Source organism: Rhizobium sp. 01N424 (assembly GCF_056399485.1).
The window spans coordinates 1-16,009 of record NZ_JBFTRK010000019.1 but is presented as its reverse complement, the minus strand read 5'-3'; the positions used below and the strand labels follow the sequence as shown (position 1 = coordinate 16,009).

The following is a 16,009-nucleotide window of genomic DNA, read 5'->3' as shown; positions in this document are numbered from 1 at the left end:
GAAAGGCAGATGCGATGAGAGTATCGGAGTCCAACTGGCAGCAGATCGAAGCCTATCTGAAGACCGATGACCGAGCGATCCTGCCGCTCGGCAGTACCGAGCAGCATGCCGGCCTGTCGCTTTCGGTCGATTCCATCCTGTCCGAGAAGGTCGCGGCCGATGCGGCAGCGCCGCTCGGCATTCCCGTCTTCCCGGTCGTTGCCTATGGCATTACGCCGTACTTTCTCTCCTATCCCGGCACGATCAGCATCCGCCAGGAAACCTATATCCGGCTGGTGCGCGACATTCTCGATGGCCTGAGGCTGCAGGGTTTTCGCCGTATCCTGATCGTCAACGGCCATGGCGGCAACCAGCCGGCGGGCAGCATGGCGATCGAGTGGATGGCCGATAATCCGGATACTGCGGTGAAATTCCACAACTGGTGGAACTCGCCGAAGACCTTCGCCAAGGTGCAGGAGATCGATACGGTCGCCTCGCATGCCTCCTGGATGGAGAATTTCCCCTGGACGCGTCTCGAAGGCGTCAAGCAACCGACGCAGCAGAAGCCGATGATCGATTTGGCCCGCATGCGGGTGATGCCGCCGGATGCGGTGAAGGCCTATCTCGGCGATGGCAACTTCGGCGGCTATTACGAGCGGCCGGATGAGGAAATGCAGGCGATATGGAATGTGGCGGTCGAAGAGACGCGCGCGCTTCTCGAGGGAGGCTGGGCGTGAGCGATCCAATCCTGATCTGGGGCGCTGGCGCCATTGGCGGCACGCTCGGCGCCGCCTTTCTCCGGGCCGGCCACGAGGTAATATTCGTCGACAACGTCAAGGACCATGTCGATGCCATCAATATGAAAGGGCTGAAGATCGTCGGTCCGATCTTCGAGGATGTCGTGCGGGCCAAGGCCTATCTGCCGGAGGAACTCACCGGCACCTACGGCAGGACATTCCTGTGCGTGAAGGCGCATCACACGGAAGCGGCGGCGAAGATGCTGGTCCAGCATCTGGGCTCAGACGGCTACGTCGTCTCGGCGCAGAACGGCCTCAACGAAAGGGTGATCTCGCGCATCACCGGCGAAAACCGGGTGATCGGCTGCTTCGTCAATTTCGGCGCCGACTATCTGGAGCCCGGCGTCGTGCAATATAGCGGCCACGGCGCCGTGGTGATCGGCGAACTCGACGGGCGGTTTACGGATCGCGCCGAGGACATCTACGACCTGATGAAACAGTTCGAGCCGAGGGCCCTGATCACAAACAATATCTGGGGCTTCCTCTGGGGCAAGCTGATCTACGGCGCGCTGCTGTTCGGCACCGCGCTGACCAATGACAGCATCGCCGACGTGCTGGATGATCCGATTGCCCGCCCGGTCTTGCGCAAACTGGCGCTCGAAGTGGCGACGGTCGCCGCCATCAACAATATCCGCCCGGAAGCCTTCGACGGCTTCGATCCGGCCGCGTTCGGGCCACTGGCAACGCCCGAGCAGACGGACAAATCCTTCGACGATATGTCTGTTCATAATCGGAAATCGGCCAAGTCCCATTCCGGCATCTGGCGCGATCTGGCGGTGCGCAAGCGCAAGACCGAGGTCGATGCGCAGGTGCTGCCGGTCGTCGAGATCGGCGAAGAATCGCGCGTTCCGACACCGCTTGCGGCCCGCGTCATCGAGATGATTCACGAGATCGAGGACGGCAAGCGGCCGCTGTCGATGGACAATATCGAAGAGCTTGCGAGGGTGGCATGAACATCTCCTTCGACGGAAAAACAGTTGTCGTCACCGGTGCGGCGCACGGCTTCGGCCGCTCGATCGCGCAAGGGTTCGCGAGCTGCGGCGCGCGTGTCCATGTCTGCGACGTCAACGTGGCGGGCCTTGCCGAAACGATGAAGCTCTGCGGCGACAGGACGACCGCTCATGTGCTCGATGTCGGCAACCGCACCGATGTCCAGGCGCTGGTGCCGAAGTTCGGCGATGTCGATATCCTCGTCAACAATGCCGGCGGCGTGCGCGGTCAGGTCGGAAGGCCGATCGAGGAAATCTCGGAAAGCGACTGGCAGACGATCTTCGACGTCAATCTGTCAGGCGCCTTCTTCATGTCGCAGGCAGTCGCGCCTGTCATGAAAAGGCGCAAGTCGGGACGGATCATCAATATCTCCAGCGGCGCCGGCCTCGGCATTTCGCTGACCGGCATCCAGGCATATGCCAGCGCCAAGGCGGGGCAGATCGGACTGACGCGGCAGCTGGCGCATGAACTCGGCCCGTGGGGTATCACCGTCAACAACGTCGCCCCCGGCTTCGTCCGCTCCAATCCGACGACGGAACGCCAATGGGACGCGATGGGCGAGGAGGGGCAGGCACGGCTGTTGCAGAACATCGCCCTGAAGCGCCTCGGCGTGCCAGAAGACATTGCCGCAATGGTGATGTTCTTCGCCTCGGATTATGCCGGCTGGGTTTCCGGTCAGGTGATCAGCGTGGACGGCGGCAAATGAGCGTCGAGGCCTATCTGGAAGAGCATTATCCGGCGGCCGTCGAAGACCTTAAGGCCTTCTGCCGCATTCCGAGCGTCAGCACCGATCCGGCTTTCATCGAAGGCATCCGCCACGCGGCAGCCTTTGTCGCGGACCGGTTGCGGAAAGCGGGCTTTTCCTCCGTCGAGATGCTGGAAACCGGCGGCCATCCGGCCGTCTATGGCGAAATCCTGGGGGATCCCGCGCTGCCGACATACCTCGTCTACGGCCACTACGACGTCCAGCCGCCGGAACCGCTGGAGAAATGGCAAACGCCGCCCTTCGAGCCGGATGAGCGCGATGGCAGGCTCTATGCCCGGGGCGTGTCCGACGACAAGGGGCCGCTCTTGATCCCGATCCTCGTTGCCGAGGCCTTCATGCGCGTCGAGGGCCGGTTGCCGGTCAATCTGAAGGTGCTGATCGAGGGCGAGGAAGAATCCGGCAGTCCGCAATTTGCGCCGACGCTCGCCAAATATCGCGACAAGCTCCGCTGCGATCTGGTGCTCTCGGCCGATGGCGCCATGTGGCGGCCGGACAAGCCGTCGATCACGGTCGCCAGCCGCGGCCTTGCGGCGCTCGATGTGTCGGTGACCGGTGCCGCCAAGGATCTGCATTCCGGCCGTCACGGCGGAAGCGCGCCAAACCCGATCGCCGCCTTGTCGGCGCTGCTCGCCTCGATGCACGGTCCGGATGGCCGTGTCAGCGTCGAGGGTTTTCTCGACGGCGTCACACCGCCCGATCCGCGCATCCTGACGGCAATCGATGCGTCGAATTTCGACAGCGCCGCCTATTACCAGGAGATCGGCGTTGCCAGTGGCGATCCGATCGATACCGGCCGCGAATTGCTGATCCGCCAGTGGCTGGAGCCGACGCTGGAGTTCAACGGCATCTGGGGCGGCTATCAGGGCAAGGGCACCAAGACGGTCATTCCGAACACGGCCGGCGCCAAGATCACCTGCCGCCTGGTCGCAGGGCAGAAGCCGGCTGTGGTGATCGCGGCGATCACCCGTCATCTACAGAAGCACTTGCCGAAGGGTTTCCAGCTCGAGGTGCATCGCCACGGTCCGGGCAGTGAAGCCGATTTCGTCGATCCTGACCTGCCGGCGCTGAAGATTTCGGAAGAGGTCCTGGGCGAGTTGCTCGGCCAGAAGCCGCTGCGGGTTGCGATGGGCGCCACGATCCCGATCGGCAGCGCCTTCCGCCAGCATCTCGGTTGTGCCGCGATCTTCTTCTCCTTCTCGACGAGCGACGAGGACTATCACGCGCCGAACGAATTCTTCCGGCTCGCGAATTTCAAGCTCGGCATGCGGGCCTGGACCATGCTGCTGCGGCGACTGGCCCCGGCCAAAAACAATTGACGCGCCGCCTTGCGCTCCCAGTCTCCGCTAATTGACGGGACTTGCCTTCGTGATTCCAGTACTGATTGTTCTCGCTATGCTGGCCTCGGTACGTACGACCGCTTGGGCGACCAGGGGCTCTCGGCTTTGCTGTCAGGCATCGGGATCGGTTACCGGCATCTTGGTACAGCGCAGAGCAACGGTACGGAGATCACCTTCGGCCGTGCCCTGAGGGCGTCCGGGCTCGACCGCGACGTGTTTTCGTCGCTACCAAGGACAATATCCGGCTCAGAGCCGAGGCGTGGGCATACGCAACGTCCACAAATCCTACGGCGCCCTGCTTATCCTGCACGGGGTTTCGATCGATATCGCCGATGCCGAATTCGTCATTGTCGCCGGCCCTTCGGAAGCGCTGGAGGAAATTGTCGTCCAGGTCCAGCAAGTTGATGGCAATGTCAGTGCGATCGTGGAAGCTTCCAAGTAGCAGGCGACAGGTCTCAAAGAGATTAACACATCCGTTAATACGATGGATCAGGGCACGCGACAGAACGCGGCAATGGTAGAACAGTCGACCGCAGCGGCCCATAAGCTGGCTTCTGAAGCCGACGCCTATTTCAACTGCTTGCTCAATTTAACATCGGAACGCAGGCGGCAGCAAATCACAGCAAACCGTCCAACGAACTCGCAATTGCCACCGCTAGAGCGGATTGGGCAAAGTGAATGGGACGAGAACACCGCATTCGGCAAACATGTCGGCTTCTTCTGACAGACCCGCGTGACCAATTTCATCAGTCGAGAAAGTGAAAGATAACAATGTCAAACAATCAAGATCGCTAGGTTGCAAGCGTCAACGAACACTGGCTGAAGCAGTGTTACTTTTCGCGGGCAGCTTTTTCGGTGTTGTGGGTTGCAGCGGCACTAACAGTCGGACAGCATTCGTGCGCGATGGCTGCCGCGCTGCTCATTATTTACCCGGCTTGGGACGCTGCCGCTAACGTTGTTGACGCCGCAAAGAGCGGAGGTCTGGCGATCATAAAAAGCATGAGCGAGACGATCTGCCACTTAGGCTCCTAGCCGCGTCTATGAGTAGTCGCCATTATAGTCGTCGTTTGCATGGCCGATCTCATGCTTGGCAGCTCGAACCAAGAACCCTGATCGGGTCAACCCTTGGGCTTCGGCGAAGCCCGCGTCCGTCATTTCGGATTTGCTTTTTTCTATGGGCTTGAGCTCCCGCACGCCCGCGATGCATTTGGACTGTCTGGTTCGCTGACCATCGACATCAGGCGGGCAATCTTGAGCAACGCCAGACCTCGCCAAGCTCTGACTTTCTTTGTTCGGATACGGAATAGATCTCCAACCACGTTGTCTACGTCTGCATTACGCCTCGACCTGGAGATCCTGCATGACCAGAACACTGATGATTGCCTTGGGGCTGCTCTGCTCATCGTTCCCTTGCAGCCCAGCCTGGGCGCACGCACACCTCAAGTCTTCCGACCCCTCTGAAGGAGCAACCGTAAAAGCATCGCCGGCACAGATCGAACTTCACTTCACAGAAGATCTGGAACCATCGTTCTCGGATGTCACGCTTTTAGCGTCGGGCGGTGAGGAGGTGCCACTGGCGAAAACCGTGGAGGGAGATGGCGCCTCGATTGTGAGAGTACCGGCAAGCGCTCTGGTGAGCGGATCCTACGACGTTCGCTGGCATGTTCTATCGAGAGACGGGCATGCGACGTCAGGGTCCTACAGTTTTGTCGTGAAGCCATGAGCCCGGAAACGGCTCTCGCGATTGAACGCTTTCTGAACGACACATCACTCGTTTTCGTTTGGGGCGCGGGCGGCATGATGTGGGTCGCGGTCGGAGCCAGTAGACCCGCGCTAAAGGGCTCGATGCGGATTCAGCTGAAGCTTGCCTGTGTTTCTGCTGCTTCCAGCGCGATTCTTTCCGTTCCGATACAGACGGCTTTGATCGAAGGAGACTGGACGGCAATTGATAGTAGTCAAGATCTTGCCGCCGTGCTCACCAATACCGACGTCGGAAAGTTCTCCTTGCTGCACGCGATCATCTGCCTGACGATGGTTGCAGCGGCATTCCTCGGCCGCGAATGTGCAACTGTGGTGCTTTCCGGTCTTGCGATCGCTTCACTCGCCGCTACCGGCCACGCGAGCCAGTCGCTTGCGCACATGGTCGTTGATGCCATTCACGCCTTGTCTGCCTGCGCCTGGATTGGTGCGCTCGTGCCATTTGCATTTTTACTGCGAATGTCGGCGGGCCACGGCCTTGCGCGCGACGCGATAGCTTCCATGCGGAAGTTTTCAATTCTGGGCCATGCGGCGGTCGCTCTCACGCTGGTATCGGGTCTTACCAATACGATCCTTACGCTCGGCGGACTGCCGGCGAACTCCGCGTCGCAATATCAGCTCGCGGTGATCGTGAAGGTCTGCACCGTCTTCTCGATGACCGGCATCGCCATGGTCAACCGGTACCTGGTCGTGCCCAGGCTTAGGGTCGATCCGATCTCATCCAGATACTGGCTGGTCATAGGCACGTCGGCGGAGGTGGTGCTTGGCCTTTTCGCGATAGCGCTGGTCGCGTCATTCGGGCTCCAGGACCCTTCCTGAAAATTTTCCCGATGTCTTTGGAATAGATTGTCCCCCCCGTTGTCTACCGACATCAACCAACAAAGGAAACGATGATGAACGTACCGATCCCGCGCCTGACCGCCACATGTACAGTTCTGTGGCTCCTCGCTCTTGGCACTTCGATTTCCCACGCTGAGGATGCATCCCCGCACACCCATGACGTAAGCGGCTCCGAAATCGCCTCCGAGAAGGCCTATCTCGATGAGAACAATGCCGCGATGGACAAGATGATGGCCGATATGGAGGTCAAGCCCAGCGGCGACGTCGATCGCGATTTCGTTGCGATGATGACGCCTCATCACCAGGGCGCGATCGACATGGCGCTGGCTATGCTGAAGTACGGCAAGAAGGAACAGCTCAAGCGCATCGCGCAGGAAATCATCGTGGATCAGCAACAGGAGATCGCGGCCATGAAGCTTGCGATTGGCGATCCGCTTCCCCCATCCGCCGCCGTCCCAACGCAGGTGGCACCGGATACCGGCCCAGCAGCGTCCATGAAAGGCATGGACCCGAACATGAAAATGTAACTGAAGAGGCAAACAACATGAACATCCGAGCATCTATCGCCGCCACTCTGTTGGCGGGCAGCATCCTTGCGCCCATTTCCGCGTTTGCCGGCCAGGCTCCCGGTGCGACATCCGATCCTGACGTCCCGATCAGCGGCAAAGATCGCGTCTATGCGGCAGAGCAATTTTCCAACACCGTTTCCGTTAGCGACCCATCGACCAACAAGCTGCTCGGCGTCATCAAGCTCGGCGATCCGCAGCCCGGCAACCTCAGCCCACTCTACAAGGGCCAGGTGCTGGTTCATGGGATGGGCTTCTCGCCTGACCACAAGACGCTCGCTGTCGTTTCCATCGGCTCGAACTCAGTGACCTTCATCGACACCGCCACGAATGCAGTGAAGCACACGACTTATGTCGGCCGTTCGCCGCATGAGGCTTTCTTCACCCCCGACGGCAAGGAAGTGTGGGTAACGGTTCGCGGCGAGGACTATATTTCAGTGATCGACGCCTCGACGTTCCAGGAGAAGACGCAGATCAAGGTGCCATCGGGTCCCGGCATGCAGATTTTCTCGCCGGACGGGAAGTACGGCTATATCTGCTCGTCCTTTAACCCGGAGACTGTCGTGGTGTCCGTCGCCGACCACCAGATCGTTGGGCATGTGAAGCAAGAAAGCCCTTTCTGCCCCAACATCGCCGCATCGCCGAATGGAAAGCAGGTCTGGTTCACGCTGAAGGATGTCGGCAAGACGCAGGTCTTCAACGCGCGGGCACCCTTCGACCTGATCAAGACGCTCGATACCGGCCCGATCACCAACCACGTCAATCTTGTCACCAACAAGAATGGCAGCTTCGCCTATGTGACTGTTGGCGGGCTCAACGAGGTGAAGGTGTTCCGCACCGACAACTTTGAGCAGGTTGCAACCATTCCTGTTGGAACCCTGCCGCACGGCATATGGCCATCGGGCGACGGCACCCGCGTCTTTGTCGGACTGGAAAACGCCGACCAGTTCGCGGTCATCGACACACTGACCAACAGGGTCATCGCCAACATCCCGATCGGTCAGGCGCCGCAGGCGGTCGCCTATATCCCGAACGCCGTACCGGAGGGCGATGGCCTGGCAAATCTGGTACCACTCGGCAAGGCAGGCGAAGCCGCTCATCTAAAACTTGCCGCTAAGGGTTCGAAAGCATCAAAGGACACGCCAACCACCGTCACGCTGTTCGACCAGGGACTGACACAGGTTCTCCAGGCATCCGTCACGGGCCTCGATCCGAAGAAGCCCTACGTCCTGGCTCTGTCCAGCAATCCGGATGGCTCGGGTCCGCTCCAGGGTCTGTCGAACTTCATGACGAACCCGGCCGGCTCGGCGATCGTCAACGCGGTCGGGCCCATCAGGCAGATCGTTGAATCCAAGCACAAGGAGGAGCGGCAGTATCTGGTTGTCGCATCCTCGGTCGATGGCAAGCTTGGCGATATCGTGCAGGTCCAGGCCGAATAGTAGCTTACAAGGCGACTCGCATGCTATGCGGGTCGCCTATCTGGAGAACCCTGATGGACGACATGCTGTTGCAAGTGGAGCCGATCATTCCGGCGCTCCGCCGCTACGCCCGAGGTCTTCTTGGAGACGTCGAGGCTTCCGACGACATCGTGCAGGACTGCCTTGAACGGGTCGTCGCGAACTGGAGCCGTCGCCGTGACGACAACGCGCGCTCGTGGGTCTTTGCCATCCTGCACAATCTCGCCGTGAACCGTCTGCGGCAGAAGTCTCGCCGCGGAAACATGGTACCTCTCGAGGACATGCCTGAGGCGAGCGGGGCAAGCCAAGCTACGCAAGAGCAGACGGTCTATGGCAACGAAGTCATGTCTGCCATCGAGCTTTTGCCGCCCGATCATAGAAGCGTTCTCCTGCTCATATCCGTCGAGGATCTCTCATACGCCGAGGCGGCCAACGTACTCGGCGTTCCCGTTGGTACCGTGATGTCCAGATTGTCCCGCGCCCGTGAACAGTTACGTATACTTCTCGAAAGCTCTCCGACCGGCGTAAGAGTTGGCGGTTCCCATCTCAGGAGGGTCAAGTGACCAGGAAACCCATAACGGAAGACGATCTGCAAGCCTACGTCGACAAGGCACTGTCTCCCGAACGTCGCGGCGAAGTCGCCGAATACCTCCTGACCAATCCCGAGGCATCCATTCGGGTTGCCGTCTACGAGAAGCAATCGTCTGTCCTGAGGGAGACCCTCGATCCTGTCGCACGCGAACCGATACCCAGTCGGCTCAATCTCGCAAACATTGCTGCAAACCGTCCGGCGAACACAGCGCAGCCGTTTTGGCGGATGGCCGCGGCGGCGGCGGTTATTCTCGCGATTGGCGCGACCGGGGGCTGGACTATGAAGGGTCTTTCCCTTTCCGCAACGGAAGGCGTTGTGGCGCTCGCGCAGGAGGCATCCGCCAGCTATGGCGTCTTTGCTCCGGACAAGGTTCGTCCGGTCGAGGTTCGGTTCGACGGGACCGACAGTCTCAAGCAACTAGCCTCCGAGACGCTTGGCGCACAGACCGTCCTACCGGACCTGAGCAGATCCGGATACCGCCTGATGGGGGGACGGGTGATCCCGACTGCTCATGGTCCGGGACTGATGCTGATGTACGACAATGACAAGGGAAGTCGACTTGTCATGTTGACCCGGCGGATGAAGGTCGACCAGGACAAACCGATGCTGGCAAGCTCGGACGCCAGTGTCAAAGGTTGGAGCTGGGCGAACAATGGAATGGGATTCAGCCTGGTGGGCTCGCTGCCTGGGGAGGATCTTCACGCCATTGCCGACCTTGCGAAATCACAGGTGGCAACATCACTATGAACGCGGACTGGAAGGATCCGGGCACGTCCTACTGGCCTCTGGAGCAGATGTTAGGAAACTCGGTTACGCCAAGGCGAATCTGACGCGTCAGCGGGAGTGTCGTGGCCCCGTTGCGGCGATGGGATCGGACATGTCAGCCGGGCGCCAAACCAAGAAGTGCCATAAATACGCGTTATGCTACGCGTGCGATGTCGCTTGGGTGGTTTCGTGCCCGTAGCCGCGCTAACAGGCCACCACTTAAACAACGACTTGGGAGGAAATCTTCCGGCGCCCGTGCAGCACGCGGATGATTTCGACTGCGCCGCCGGTGAGCCGGTAAAGAGTTAGATAATCGCCTGAGACCAGATGCCGAATACCCGGGGCAATGTCGTCGCGCGCCATTCCCGAGTACGGGTGCCGTGCGAGATGCTGCCAGCGCGCCTCAATCGCATCGAGAACTCGATCAGCTGCGACTATGTTTTCAACGGCAATGTAGGACCAGATTTCTATCAGGTCCTCATCGGCACGATCCGTGCGGACAATAGAAAGCATAGTTAGCTTTCGCGTCGTGAAGATTCAAATCGATGGCGCGCGGCAGCTTTCACCTCTGCCATCGTGGACCGCGAACTCGGACCGCTGTCGATGCCCTCATGGACAAGCGCTCGCAGATCCTCGACTGTATAGCCAAGCAAATCCCTTCGTTCCTTCCACTCACGCACGGCGTCGCGGATGGCTTCGCTAGTCGACGCATATTCGCCAGCATCGACCGCACTTCGCACAAATCCCGCCATCTCAGGTGTGAGTGCAATGGTAATCTTCTCGACCGTCGTCATCGTAAGATCCTTCTTCCCGTCACATCCATGGTATGCGATTAGCGTACCGTAAGCAAGAAGCCAATATGCCGGACTCGCGGGCAACGACTTGATTCCTTAACGCGTCAGCCACGATCAAGGGGCCTGCGGTTCGAATTCCGTTCAAGGCGTAGGCTCCTTGCTAAACGCAATTGCCTGGATACTGCGGCCGGGTTTCTTTACCAATTTAACGAACTTGACGAGTTCATAACGACGTTTACCTTGCTTTCGAAAGGTGGATTGTCATGCCCCTCACGAAAACCTCTGCAAGCGAAACTCCAAACATCGCGCTATCGATGAAGCTTCCCCGCAAGGCCGATTTCGAAAAAGCCCTGCTCAATCAGTGCACCAAGGCGTTACAGTTGAGCCAGAAGGCTGGCCATAAGGTAAGTTTCCGGGTCGTCGTGGATCCGCGCGCTGGCGCGCAGACGATTTCGATCGTCGAGGAAGACCCGCTGGCTGGTGACAGTCCGTTTCCGCTCGAAGACGCTGGCGAACCGAACGACGAACTCCAGGCATCCTTGTCCGCCGCGCGACAGCGAGGCCGTCGCCAGAGATCCTCAGCGAGGGCGACATGCTGAGCGCCGACGCCGATCTTCTTGGCGTTTCGCAGGTCGCGGTCAATACAAAGCGTCAAAACGGCCAGGTGCTTGGCCTGGACGGCGCCAAGCGAGGGTTCCGTTTCCCGGCTTGGCAGCTTGATCAAGACGCCGGCCCTATGCCGCACTTCCAAAATTGCACGCGATTCTGGCGGGTGCTTGGGCCGTTTACCACTTTCTTGCTTCGCCCCACGGCGCTCTTGACGGTCGTACCGGGCTCGACGCCCTGAAGCGGCGCCATGATAGCGACGTGATTGCTGCAGTTGAGGGCATTGCCCGCGGTGACTTTCGATAAATGGCGGGTGTCAAGCCGCCTGCTGGTTTCGAGCGTCAGCCGCTCGATATCGAAACGATTCCGTCAGGGCGTCGCTTTGGCCGGATCTACGCAAGCGCCTTTCCAGACCCGGGGGCAAGCATCGGCAGGTTTTCTGGGAGGCCGCTGGGCGCCACGACCAGCGTTACCTCTTTGCCGAGTATCTCGACAATGCCGATATCCTGTCGGCGATCGCTCGCGACAAGTACCGCTGCGTGACGCTCGCCTTCCGAGGATTGATGGTCACTGTAATCGCGTAAGTAACGTTGCTGATCGTGGCCTGATACGTCTGCTGGCGTGACCGTCGCCCAGCATTCGGCCTCAAGCCGAATGTGACCTGCGTCTCATGAAGTGGTCTCGCACCAACCAATGGGAGGCCAAAGATCAGGCATGGACGTTGATATCGCAGGACCATATCGCGCCATCACGGTATGCTCGTTGAGGCCGCTCTCGTCCCAGGTTCCCCCGTTATAACGGATCTGCATAGCCCTGTTTGTTGGTTATGGGATGGCCCGCCCTTCCGAGGACATCGAGTATGATGTCGTTTTCTTGAAGGGAAGGAGCCTAACCATGCAGATCTCCATACTGGGTATCGATATCGGAAAGAATAGCTGCAGCGTCGTTGGTGTAGATGCCCACGGCGCAGTGGTTGCCCGTCGAACTATGCGGCGGCAAACATTGATCGAATTCGTCGAGAAGCTTCCAACCTGTGTTATCGCGATGGAGGCATGCTGCGGTGCTCACCATCTTGGCCGGCTCTTTACCTCGAAAGGTCATGAGGTCCGGCTGATGTCGCCGGAATACGTCCGTCCTTATGTAAAGGCGCAGAAGAATGACGACAGAGATGCCGAGGCCATTGCCGAGGCGGCATCTYGCCCGACGATGCGGTTTGTCGAACTAAAGAGCCAGGAACAGTTGGATATTCAGACGTTGCATCGGGTTCGATCACGGCTGGTTGCGGAGCGAACGACCTTGATCAATCAGCTGCGTGCCGTTCTTCTGGAGAGAGGTCTCATATTCGCCGCAGGCCGCGTGAAGTTCGAGCGCGCTCTGGACGGTCTCCTTGCCGAAGCTGATGAGATGCTATCTCCGCGCATCCGCAACTTGGTCATCGAATTGCGGAACGAATGGCGAATGCTTGACGAGAAGGTCGAGGCCTTGAACGCAGAGTTCGTATCGCTCGCCAGGCAGAACAGCGCAATGCGCCGCCTGACATCGATTCCAGGCATCGGCGTGCTCAACGCCACGGCGCTTGTTGCCGCAATAGGTGACGCCGGCAGTTTTAAGCATGCCCGAGATCTGGGAGCATGGTTGGGGCTTGTGCCACGACAGTTCACCACCGGAGGCAAAGCGCGTCTGCTTGGGATAACAAAGCGCGGCAACACCTATCTGCGAACGTTGTTGGTCCACGGCGCTCGAGCGGCAATGCACACGCTCAGTCAGAGTGACACGCCGATCGGGCGATGGCTCCAGACGATGTTGTCCCGCGGCATCCAGCGCAATGTCGTGATCGTGGCTCTGGCAAACAAGCTCGCGCGTATCGCCTGGGCGGTGTTGCGCAAGGGGCAGCCCTATGAGCGGGCCTACGGCGTGGCGGTAGTCTAAGTTATTGGTTGCTCGCAGGAGCAGCCGACGATGTTTGCGAGTGGAATGGAGATGGCCTGACAGTTGATCGGCGTTCAGATAGCCCAGGCGTGGAAATGGTTCAGTGAAACCGTGTTGGTTATCGTGGCTCTGGACGTGCGGATATCCATCTTGGCTACGGCCTGGTTGACGGGCAAAAAGCCCGCAGGTCCCGGACGGGCGAAGACGTCCTGTCGGTCCTACCGAAAATACTTGGAACAGCTAGGCGCCAACAGGAGACCACTGCAGTGGACAAGAATCAGCATCCCTATATTCCGACCCTGGTCGAACAGATGACCGGCGGGTCTATCGGCCGCCGGGAATTCCTTCGTAAGGCAACGCTGCTCGGTGTGTCGGCCGCAGCCGCCTATTCTCTCGCCGGTGTGGCGATGCCCGGCGACGCCGCTCGCGCGGACGACATGCCGAAGGGCGGCAACCTGCGCATCGGCATGCGCTGCATGGAAATCAAGGATCCGCATCTGGCCGACTTCGCCGAAAAGTCGAACGTCATCCGCCAGGTCTGCGAGTACCTTACCCTGACCGACCGCAACAACATCACGCATCCCTATCTTCTTGAGAAATGGGAAGTGAGTGACGACCTGAAGACCTGGACGCTGCACCTTCGCAAGGACATCAAGTGGCGCAAGGGCCGTCCTCTAACGGCCGACGACGTCGTCTGGAATCTAAAGCGAGTCTGCGATCCGGCAATCGGCTCTTCGATGCTTGGCCTCTTCACCGGCTACCTCGTCCAAGAATACGAAACCGGCGAGAAGGACGAGAAGGGCAATCCGAAGAAGTCGAGCAAGCTCTGGGCCGACAACGCCATCGAGAAGGTCGACGATCACACCGTTCGCCTCAACTGTTCCTCGCCGCAGATCGCCGTGCCCGAGCACCTCTATCACTACCCGATGTTCATCATCGATCCGGAAGAAAACGGTGCGTTCGGCGCTGATGCGAACGGCACGGGTCCCTTCGCCATCACCGAATACGTCGTCGGCAAGGGTGCCAAGTACAAGGCTCGCAGCGATTACTGGGGCACGGGTCCCTATCTCGACACGTTCGAATATGTCGACCTCGGCGACAATCCGGGCGCCGGCATTGCCGCGATGGCCTCAAAGCAGGTCGATGGCCTGTCGGAAGCCGATGCGGTCCAGATCAATGCGATGAAGAACTTCCCGCATGTCGGCGTCTATCAGGTCGAGACGACACAGACTGTCGTCGCCCGTATGCACCCCGATATCGAGCAGTTCAAGGACAAGCGCGTTCGCCAGGCCATGCGCTATGCGATCGACCGCGACAAGGTCATCCAGACAGCACTTCTCGGCGCCGGCGTTCCGGCCGAGGATCACCATGTCGCGCCCTCGCATCCCGAATACGCTGCACTGCCGAAATATCCGCGCGACGTCGAGAAGGCCAAGAAGCTTCTGGCCGATGCGGGCTACCCGGACGGTTTCGAATTCGACATGACGACGCGCCCGGACCCGATCTGGGAGCTGAATACGGCGCAGGTCCTTGCCGAGCAGTTCAAGGACATCGGGGTCAAGGTCAATATCAAGGCTCTGCCGAGCGCCCAGTATTGGGAAGTCTGGACGACGTCGCCGTTCAGCCTGACAGCCTGGGGTCACCGGCCGCTGGCCATCATGACGCTGTCGCTCGCCTACCGCTCGAACGCCGCATGGAATGAATCCAATTATTCCAACGCGGATTTCGACAAGCTGCTGACCGAGGCCGAAGGCATTCTCGACCCGAAGGAACGCAGCAAGGTGATGGCGAAGATCGAGGCGATCATGCAGGACGACGGGCCGATCGTTCAGCCTTTCTGGCGTGTCTTCTCGACCGTCATGGACAAGAAGGTCAAGGGCTTCGAGCTCCATCCTTCGCAGTACATCTTCGCGCACCAGTACGCGATCTCGGCTTAACCTCCCGGCTGGTGGCCCGGCCGCGTTCGCGCGGTCGGGCGTTAGGCCCGGACATTCGGATTGCTCCGGCTATGGCGAATTTCCTTCTCAAGCGTCTGGCGATGATGGTGGTGACCATGCTCTGCGCTTCGTTCCTCGTTTTCGCCGTCTGCGAGTTCACTCCCGGCAGCGTGGCACGCAAGTCGCTGGGTCCTTTCGCCACCCAGCAGCAGGTTGACCTGCTGTCGCAGAAACTGAAGGCCAATGATCCGTTGCTGGTACGCTACGGCCGCTGGCTTGGCGTGCTCGTCGGGGCAATCCCCGATCCGCTCCAGGATCCGGCAACCGGCCTGAACTTCAAAGACCCCCGCGGTGCCCAGTATTTCGGTAATTTCGGTTATTCGACGCTGAACAAACTGCCTGTCAACGACGTCATCTGGGATCGCCTTGGCAATACCGCGATCCTCGCCGGACTGGCCTTCCTGCTGATCGTTCCGCTATCGATCAACTTCGGTATCCTGTCGGGACTGAAAGAGGGCGGCGTGCTTGACCGGACACTGTCGGTCATCTGCATCACCTTCACCTCCATTCCGGAATTTGCCTCAGGCGTTTTCCTGGTGACGCTTTTCGTGATCCTCTGGCCGATCCTGCCGGGGACCAGCCCGCTCAACAGCGATGGCGGCTGGGCGGTACCCTACCAGTTCGTGCTGCCGGTCGCGGTCCTGGTCATCTACGACTTCGGCTATGTGGCCCGCATGATCCGCGTCTAGAGCTGGCTCGGGAAATCTGCACAGCGGGGATAAGTGGAATTTCTACCTGACTTCGGCTTAGATGCCAGGAACAGGAGATACCATGACGAGACGACCGCGCCGGAACCATAGCCCGGCTTTCAAGGCAAAAGTGGCGCTCGCCGCCAT

The 16,009-nt window shown here is 59.7% G+C and carries 15 protein-coding genes and 4 pseudogenes; 17 read left to right on the top strand and 2 right to left on the bottom strand.

The genetic code is table 11. The annotated features are described in order from the left end of the window. The first annotated feature begins 14 nt into the window (after positions 1-14). The 12 genes and pseudogenes from AC1DNK_RS28270 to AC1DNK_RS28215 all read left to right on the top strand — a co-directional run bounded on the left by AC1DNK_RS28270 (position 15) and on the right by AC1DNK_RS28215 (position 9,829). Complete coding sequence (locus tag AC1DNK_RS28270; RefSeq protein WP_112516745.1) at positions 15-716, top strand: creatininase family protein; 702 nt, start codon at positions 15-17, stop codon at positions 714-716. Continuing rightward, on the top strand, positions 713-1,729 hold the full coding sequence (locus tag AC1DNK_RS28265; RefSeq protein WP_477944410.1) for a ketopantoate reductase family protein: 1,017 nt from the start codon (positions 713-715) through the stop codon (positions 1,727-1,729). Before AC1DNK_RS28270 ends, AC1DNK_RS28265 begins: the two co-directional genes overlap by 4 nt. Next, positions 1,726-2,472, top strand: coding sequence for an SDR family NAD(P)-dependent oxidoreductase (locus tag AC1DNK_RS28260; RefSeq protein ID WP_477944409.1), 747 nt, complete (start codon positions 1,726-1,728; stop codon positions 2,470-2,472). Before AC1DNK_RS28265 ends, AC1DNK_RS28260 begins: the two co-directional genes overlap by 4 nt. Beyond that, positions 2,469-3,848: a dipeptidase gene (locus AC1DNK_RS28255; protein WP_477944407.1), complete on the top strand. Its 1,380-nt coding sequence runs from the start codon at positions 2,469-2,471 to the stop codon at positions 3,846-3,848. The genes AC1DNK_RS28260 and AC1DNK_RS28255 overlap by 4 nt, the downstream gene beginning before the upstream one ends. 385 nt (positions 3,849-4,233) lie before the next feature. After that, positions 4,234-4,499 (top strand): annotated as a pseudogene (locus AC1DNK_RS28250) (methyl-accepting chemotaxis protein); the annotation flags it as partial. Positions 4,500-4,688: 189 nt separating this feature from the next. Next, positions 4,689-4,874, top strand: a pseudogene (locus AC1DNK_RS28245) (DUF308 domain-containing protein); the annotation flags it as partial. 355 nt (positions 4,875-5,229) lie between these two features. After that, positions 5,230-5,592 carry a copper homeostasis periplasmic binding protein CopC gene (gene copC, locus AC1DNK_RS28240; protein ID WP_477944405.1) on the top strand — a complete coding sequence of 121 codons (363 nt, stop codon included), beginning with the start codon at positions 5,230-5,232 and terminating at the stop codon, positions 5,590-5,592. Beyond that, positions 5,589-6,446, top strand: a complete 858-nt coding sequence (locus AC1DNK_RS28235) for a CopD family protein (protein WP_477944403.1) — start codon at positions 5,589-5,591, stop codon at positions 6,444-6,446. Before copC ends, AC1DNK_RS28235 begins: the two co-directional genes overlap by 4 nt. A 74-nt stretch (positions 6,447-6,520) precedes the next feature. Further along, positions 6,521-6,994 (top strand): DUF305 domain-containing protein, encoded by a 474-nt coding sequence (locus AC1DNK_RS28230; RefSeq protein ID WP_477944465.1) that lies wholly within the window; start codon positions 6,521-6,523, stop codon positions 6,992-6,994. Positions 6,995-7,011: 17 nt separating this feature from the next. Beyond that, positions 7,012-8,472 carry a YncE family protein gene (locus AC1DNK_RS28225; protein WP_477944401.1) on the top strand — a complete coding sequence of 487 codons (1,461 nt, stop codon included), beginning with the start codon at positions 7,012-7,014 and terminating at the stop codon, positions 8,470-8,472. A 53-nt stretch (positions 8,473-8,525) separates the two neighbouring features. Next, positions 8,526-9,053: an RNA polymerase sigma factor gene (locus tag AC1DNK_RS28220; protein ID WP_477944399.1), complete on the top strand. Its 528-nt coding sequence runs from the start codon at positions 8,526-8,528 to the stop codon at positions 9,051-9,053. Next, positions 9,050-9,829 (top strand): anti-sigma factor family protein, encoded by a 780-nt coding sequence (locus AC1DNK_RS28215; protein WP_477944398.1) that lies wholly within the window; start codon positions 9,050-9,052, stop codon positions 9,827-9,829. Before AC1DNK_RS28220 ends, AC1DNK_RS28215 begins: the two co-directional genes overlap by 4 nt. A gap of 237 nt (positions 9,830-10,066) precedes the next feature. On the opposite strand, the gene AC1DNK_RS28210 is transcribed toward AC1DNK_RS28215, so the two are convergent. Continuing rightward, complete coding sequence (locus tag AC1DNK_RS28210) at positions 10,067-10,360, bottom strand: type II toxin-antitoxin system RelE/ParE family toxin (protein WP_477944396.1); 294 nt, start codon at positions 10,358-10,360, stop codon at positions 10,067-10,069. 2 nt (positions 10,361-10,362) lie between these two features. Continuing rightward, the gene (locus AC1DNK_RS28205) at positions 10,363-10,641 is read right to left on the bottom strand and encodes a type II toxin-antitoxin system ParD family antitoxin (RefSeq protein ID WP_075293178.1); all 279 of its coding nucleotides are present in this window, start codon (positions 10,639-10,641) and stop codon (positions 10,363-10,365) included. A gap of 263 nt (positions 10,642-10,904) precedes the next feature. Here AC1DNK_RS28205 and AC1DNK_RS28200 point away from each other — a divergent pair. The 5 genes and pseudogenes from AC1DNK_RS28200 (at position 10,905) to AC1DNK_RS28180 (ending at position 15,862) form a co-directional block, all read left to right on the top strand. Continuing rightward, positions 10,905-11,553, top strand: a pseudogene (locus AC1DNK_RS28200) (XRE family transcriptional regulator). A 119-nt stretch (positions 11,554-11,672) separates the two neighbouring features. Further along, positions 11,673-11,831 (top strand): annotated as a pseudogene (locus tag AC1DNK_RS28195) (Pycsar system effector family protein); the annotation flags it as partial. A gap of 310 nt (positions 11,832-12,141) precedes the next feature. Further along, complete coding sequence (locus AC1DNK_RS28190) at positions 12,142-13,176, top strand: IS110 family RNA-guided transposase (protein ID WP_477944393.1); 1,035 nt, start codon at positions 12,142-12,144, stop codon at positions 13,174-13,176. A 266-nt stretch (positions 13,177-13,442) separates the two neighbouring features. Continuing rightward, positions 13,443-15,113 (top strand): ABC transporter substrate-binding protein, encoded by a 1,671-nt coding sequence (locus AC1DNK_RS28185; protein WP_477944392.1) that lies wholly within the window; start codon positions 13,443-13,445, stop codon positions 15,111-15,113. 71 nt (positions 15,114-15,184) lie between these two features. Continuing rightward, on the top strand, positions 15,185-15,862 hold the full coding sequence (locus AC1DNK_RS28180) for an ABC transporter permease (RefSeq protein ID WP_477944390.1): 678 nt from the start codon (positions 15,185-15,187) through the stop codon (positions 15,860-15,862). Positions 15,863-16,009 lie beyond the last annotated feature (147 nt).